Raw genomic sequence first — 1,880 nt, forward strand, 5'->3', positions numbered from 1 at the left:
CTTCCAAACTGCTCGATGACGCCGTGGTTCATCACCGCGATCTTGTCGGCCATCGACATCGCTTCCATCTGGTCATGCGTGACGTAGACGGTGGTGGCATGGATGCGGTTGTGCAGTTCGCGCAGCTCATGGACCATGAGATCGCGGAATTCGGTGTCGAGCGTGCCGAGCGGCTCGTCCATCAGGAAGCATTTTGGCCGCCGCACGATGGCGCGGCCGAGCGCCACGCGCTGGCGGTCGCCGCCGGCAAGGCCGGAGACTGATTTGTTGAGCAGATGGTCGATGCGCAACAGCTTCGCCGTCTCCTCGACGCGCTGGCGGATTTCGATGCCTGGCATGCCTTGCGCCAGCAGCGGGAAGCCGATGTTCCTGCGCACATTCATATGCGGATAGAGCGCGAACAACTGGAAGACGAAGGCGATGTCGCGCTCGCGGGCACGCCGCATGGTGACGTCTTCGCCGCCAAGCAGGATCTTGCCGCCGGTCGGCAATTCCAGGCCGGCGATCATGCGCAAGGTCGTCGTCTTGCCGCAACCCGACGGCCCCAGCATGACGAAGAACTCGCCATCTCTAACGACGAAGCTGGAATCCTGCACGGCGACGAAATCGCCGAATGCCTTTCTCAGATGCTCGACCCTGATCTCCGCCATCGTCTACTCCGGAAATTTCGAGACGATTATGAACATCGCCGTGCCGGCCAGCATGGTGATGAACGAATAAGTATAGAGCGACAGCGCGAAGGGCTGGAACAACATCAGGAAGCCAATGGCTATGATCACTGTCGCGATATTCTCCATCAGGCCGCGCCTCGCCCATGCCGGCCAGCGCGACTTGCGTTTTGCGGGTTGGGTCAGGCTCATTTGCGCACCGCGCCGAAGGTGATGCCACGCAGCAACTGTTTGCGGAGCAGGATGGTGAACACCAGGATCGGCACCAGGAAGATCGTCGTGCCCGCGGCGACGGCCGGCCAGTCCTGGCCGCCTTCGCCGATGATGGTCGGGATAAAGGGCGGTGCGGTCTGCGCCGTGCCTGAGGTCAGCAGTGCGGCGAACGCATACTCGTTCCAGGCGAAGATCAGGCAGAAGATGGCCGTCGCGGCAATGCCGGTGGTCGCCTGCGGCAGCACGGTGCGCCAGAAGGCCTGCAGCCGCGTATAGCCGTCGATCATCGCCGCTTCTTCGTATTCGCGCGGGATCTCGTCGATGAAGCCCTTGAGCAGCCACACGGCCAGCGACACGTTGACCGCCGTGTAGAGCAGGATCATGCCGAGTGCGGTGTCCGACAGGCCGAGCTCGCGGTACATCAGGTAGATGGGAATAGCGACCGCGATCGGCGGCATCATCCGCGTCGACAGGATGAAGAACAGCAGATCGTCGGCCAACGGCACCTTGAAGCGCGAGAAGCCATAGGCCGACATTGTGCCGAGGAACACCGCGCAGAAGGTCGAGCCGAAGGCGATGATCAGCGAGTTTATGAAGCGCGGCATGAAGTTGGACGGCCCGGCGATCACCATGTTGCGCTTGCGCACTGTCTCGTCGCAGACGCCCGTCGCCGGTCCCAGCGAGTTGATGTATTCCGGTGTCTGCCGGGTGCGGGTCGAGAACAGATTGCAGTAGCCCTCGAGGCTCGGCTGGAACAGGATCTTCGGCGGATAGGCGATCGAATCCGGCGGCGTCTTGAAGCTGGTGGCGAAGATCCACAGCAGCGGCACGATCGAGATCAGCGCGTAAAGCACGATGATCGTGCCGGCGACGCGCTTCGACGTGGCCGAGGGTGCGACGACCGAATGGGCTGACGTCAGGTTCATCTCTGCTTCACCTTGTTGAGCGCCTTGACGTAGATATTGGCCAGCCCGAACACCGCAACGAACAGGATGATGG

Annotated in this window: 3 protein-coding genes; all 3 read right to left on the bottom strand. The window is 62.0% G+C overall.

What is annotated here, in order from left to right:
- Positions 1-650, bottom strand: a 650-nt coding sequence (locus EOA85_RS34210) for an ABC transporter ATP-binding protein (protein WP_164760097.1), incomplete at its 3' end; no start/stop codon positions are given.
- Between the two features lie 3 nt (positions 651-653).
- Positions 654-860: a hypothetical protein gene (locus EOA85_RS34215; RefSeq protein WP_029347717.1), complete on the bottom strand. Its 207-nt coding sequence runs from the start codon at positions 858-860 to the stop codon at positions 654-656.
- Entirely contained in the window at positions 857-1,807 is a 951-nt protein-coding gene (locus EOA85_RS34220; RefSeq protein ID WP_127212630.1) for a carbohydrate ABC transporter permease, read from the bottom strand. Before EOA85_RS34220 ends, EOA85_RS34215 begins: the two co-directional genes overlap by 4 nt.
- Positions 1,808-1,880 lie beyond the last annotated feature (73 nt).

It is taken from the genome of Mesorhizobium sp. M5C.F.Ca.IN.020.29.1.1 (genome assembly GCF_003997375.1).
Classification (GTDB): Bacteria; Pseudomonadota; Alphaproteobacteria; order Rhizobiales; family Rhizobiaceae; genus Mesorhizobium; species Mesorhizobium wenxiniae.

Excerpts from the sequence above, each read along its gene's own strand:
- EOA85_RS34215 (WP_029347717.1), bottom strand. The coding sequence starts at position 860 with ATGAGCCTGACCCAACCCGCAAAACGCAAGTCGCGCTGGCCGGCATGG.
- EOA85_RS34220 (WP_127212630.1), bottom strand. The coding sequence starts at position 1,807 with ATGAACCTGACGTCAGCCCATTCGGTCGTCGCACCCTCGGCCACGTCG.